Consider the following 3,285-nt stretch of genomic DNA (forward strand, 5'->3'; position numbering starts at 1 on the left):
ACGCGCGACCCCGGGCGCGCGGAAACGGGACACGCCCCGGCCGTGGCGGCCGGGGCGTGTCGGGTGGAGCTGGGTGCGTCCGGGGGGTCGGACGCGCCGGGGCGGTCCGGCTCAGAGGTCGAACTCGTGCGGCGGCAGGTCGAGTGCGAAGCACGCCTCCCGGACCACGGCCTGCTCCGACTTGTCGAAGTCGCCGTCGGCGCCGCCGATGACGATGCCGATCTGGATGACCGCACGCGCCTCGGCCGGCTTCTTCTTCGCCTTGCCGATCTCCTGGAGCACGGAGACCTTGCCGAAGGCGAAGTCCGCGGTGAGCTTGTCCACGTACGCGTTGAAGCGACGCTGGAGGTCGTCCGCGGGGAAGTTCTGGAGCACGTCGTTGCTCATGATCAGCTGGGCGACGCGCTGACGCTCCGACGGGTCGATGGAACCGTCGGCCGCGGAGACCAGGGCGCACATCGCCATGCTCGCGTCGCGGAACGCCCCGCTCTTCAGGTCGTTCTTCTTCGCCTCCAGCTGCGTCTGCATCGTCGAGGCGGATTCCTTGATCCGGTCCCAAAGGGCCATGACGTCTCCATACGTTGCTTCGTGGTGCGTTGCCTGAACCGAAGGGAACTCTACAGACGTGTAGAAGGTGGTGCGCGACCCGGCGGGCTTTGCCCCGGAAAGACGGCTCAGTAGGATGCGGCGAATCGCTGAGCAGTGCCCGGGACCGCCCCGCCGTGACTGCGAGGGCTCACGCGAAGGGCGGACACCACATGGGAAACGCCGGAAGGCACCAAGACGTTCCACCGGGGCGCGACACCGCACCGAGGCACGGCGTTCCGCCGGGCCCGGAGGGCTCGCCCGGACAGGCGGACGGTCGGGTCCGGGCGGATGGTCCGGCACCGGACATCTCCCCGGGCGCGTCCCGGGACGGCTCCGCGGACGGTTCGCCCGGTGTTGCGCCGGACAGCCCTCCGGACGGCGGCGCTCCTCCCGCGGGCGGTGGGCGGCTGCGCCGGCGGGCGCAGGGCGAGTTGGAGGCGCAGGTGCTCGCGGTGGTGCGTGCGGGCGGTGGCCCGGTGACGGCGGGCTGGGTGCGCGAACGCCTCGAAGGCGGTCTCGCCCATACGACCGTCATCACGATCCTCTCCCGCCTCCATGAGAAGAACGCGGTCACCCGCACCCGCGCGGGCCGTTCCTACACCTGGACGAACGCCTCCGACGAGGCCGGCCTCGCCGCGCTGCGGATGCGCCGGGTACTCGACGGCGAACGGGACCGGGAGGCCGTCCTCGCCCGCTTCGTCTCCGCGCTCACCCCCGGCGACGAGGAACGTCTGCGCGCCCTGCTGTCCCGGGACGCGCAGGCCGGGCCGGACCCGGCCGACCCCACGGAAGGCCGATGACGATGAGGGAACGATGGGTGTCTTCGTCTACCTGCCACTCGTACTGCCGCTGACCGCGCTTCCCGTCGCGCGGCTGGCCGCACACCATCTCCACCCGCGCAGCGCGACTCGTCTGCTGGCCGCCGCCGGAACGACGCTCGCCCTGTGCAGCACCCTCTGTCTCGCCCTGCTGATGGTGATCGGTACGGCCCGGCTCCCGGGCAATCCGCTGCCGGACGGCTGGTCGGACCCCGAGGTCCGGGCCGCGCTGCCCTACGAGGACCGGACGGGCCTGGTGGCCATCGGCGTTCTGGCCGTGGTGGTGGCCGGTTGCGGGGCGACGCTCGTACGCCATGTGCGTACCCGGTACGCCGCGGCCCGCGCGCTGAAGGCGGCGGGGCAGGGGTCGGAGGCGGCGGGCGAGGCGTACGGGAGCGGGGCGTGCGTGGTCGAGTCCCCCGTCCCCTACGCGTACGCGCTTCCCGGCGGCCTCCGCCCGGCCCTCCGCCGTGGCGCCCGGACGGGTGGCCGGAGAGGGGACACGGGCCGGGTCGTCGTTTCCAGTGCGCTGCTCGGCCGGCTCGAACCGCCTGAACGCCAGGCCTTGTTCGCCCATGAGCGGGCCCACCTGGCGGGGCGTCACCACCGCTATCTGCTGCTGACCCAACTCGCCGCGCGCGCCAACCCGTTCCTGGTGCCCCTGCGTACGGCGGTGGCGTACAGCACCGAGCGCTGGGCCGACGAGGAGGCGGCACGGGTGGTGGGGAGCCGCCGGGTGGTTGCGCGGGCGGTGGGCAAAGCGGCGCTGGTTTCGGCCGGATCGCCGTACGAGGGTCTGGCCGCTTTCGCGGTGGAAGGGCCCGTACCGCGCCGTGTCGCTGCCCTCCTCGACCCTGCCCCGACCACCCGTTTCTGGCCACCCGCATCGGCCCATCTGTTCCTCGCCGCGCTGACGGCGACCGTGGGCACGGCGGCGTCGGCGCTGTCGTCGGTGAACGCCACGGTCGCGCTGGTGCGCATCCTGCACGCGGCGACCTCGTTGTAGACGACGTCACCCGCAGCGCCGACCTGGGGATTGCGGGGTCGGCCGGTAAAGACGGCGCGCCGCGTGCAGTACACAACTGTTGCTGTGTACGGGAACGATGACAGCGCTGTCGTGGGTCCAGGACTACCGGGCAAGGGGTCGCCCGGATGGCTCATAGTGATCACACAGCAGGTCCCCCAGCAGATCACCGGCAGCCCGAGGAGACGTCTCTTCCCGGCCGCCCTCTCCCCGGGAGCATCACCATGGCTTCGGCCCTCCGCACCAAGACCGCCGTTCTCGTCGCCGCAGCCTTCGCGAGCACCCTGCTCCTCACGGCCTGTCAGGGCAGCGACTCCGACGCGGCCTCGGACACCGGCGCGCAGGACACGAACACCGGCGCCCCGCTGGAGACGGCTCCCTCGGCGTCGGCCGCGCAGGACGCGCCGTCCGCCGCCGCTTCCGACAGCGGCAGCGGCGCGAGCGGTGGCAGTGCCACTTCGGGCGGGGACACGGCGTCGGGCGACTCGGAGACGGTGATCGAGGGCATCGACCAGGGCAAGGGCGTCAACGGCACCTGGAACGGGAAGGTGACCTTCCTGGCCCCCGGCAAGTACACGGTGGTCGGCTCGGACGGCACCGAGCAGCAGTTCTTCGTCTCCGAGGACACGGACATCGAGGGCACCGGCGACATCTGCGGCGTCGAGGGCGGCCAGGCGGCGATGCCGTGCAGCGAGGAGATGCTGGAGTCCGCCACCAAGGGGGACGGCGTCGCGGCCGAGGTCGTCGTCGTGAACGGGATCGCCAAGAGCATCGTCGACGACCACTGACGTGCACCGCCGGACCACCGGCGGGTCAGGACTGAGGTCTCCCGCTCCCCGGAAACAGCCGTTGCTG

4 protein-coding genes are annotated in these 3,285 nt (G+C 72.2%); 3 read left to right on the top strand and 1 reads right to left on the bottom strand.

The genetic code is table 11. From position 1 onward, the window contains the following. Positions 1-111: 111 nt before the first annotated feature. The gene (locus ACFWEP_RS33360; protein ID WP_328720462.1) at positions 112-567 is read right to left on the bottom strand and encodes a TerB family tellurite resistance protein; all 456 of its coding nucleotides are present in this window, start codon (positions 565-567) and stop codon (positions 112-114) included. 428 nt (positions 568-995) lie between these two features. On the opposite strand from ACFWEP_RS33360, the gene ACFWEP_RS33365 reads away from it, so the two are divergent. From ACFWEP_RS33365 to ACFWEP_RS33375, 3 genes are all read left to right on the top strand, one after another. Further along, a complete protein-coding gene (locus tag ACFWEP_RS33365) occupies positions 996-1,388 on the top strand; it encodes a BlaI/MecI/CopY family transcriptional regulator (protein ID WP_387375859.1) in 393 nt (130 codons plus the stop codon). A gap of 13 nt (positions 1,389-1,401) precedes the next feature. Next, positions 1,402-2,412 carry a M56 family metallopeptidase gene (locus ACFWEP_RS33370; RefSeq protein ID WP_387375855.1) on the top strand — a complete coding sequence of 337 codons (1,011 nt, stop codon included), beginning with the start codon at positions 1,402-1,404 and terminating at the stop codon, positions 2,410-2,412. 242 nt (positions 2,413-2,654) lie between these two features. Then, on the top strand, positions 2,655-3,218 hold the full coding sequence (locus ACFWEP_RS33375) for a hypothetical protein (protein WP_387375857.1): 564 nt from the start codon (positions 2,655-2,657) through the stop codon (positions 3,216-3,218). The last annotated feature ends 67 nt before the right edge of the window (positions 3,219-3,285 follow it).

Origin of the sequence: Streptomyces sp. NPDC060198 (assembly GCF_042728415.1) — a bacterium.
GTDB lineage: Bacteria > Actinomycetota > Actinomycetes > Streptomycetales > Streptomycetaceae > Streptomyces.

What these genes read in the sequence shown, in the direction of transcription:
- ACFWEP_RS33360 (WP_328720462.1), bottom strand. Translation starts at nt 567, where the DNA reads ATGGCCCTTTGGGACCGGATCAAGGAATCCGCCTCGACGATGCAGACG.
- ACFWEP_RS33370 (WP_387375855.1), top strand. Translation starts at nt 1,402, where the DNA reads ATGGGTGTCTTCGTCTACCTGCCACTCGTACTGCCGCTGACCGCGCTT.
- ACFWEP_RS33375 (WP_387375857.1), top strand. Translation starts at nt 2,655, where the DNA reads ATGGCTTCGGCCCTCCGCACCAAGACCGCCGTTCTCGTCGCCGCAGCC.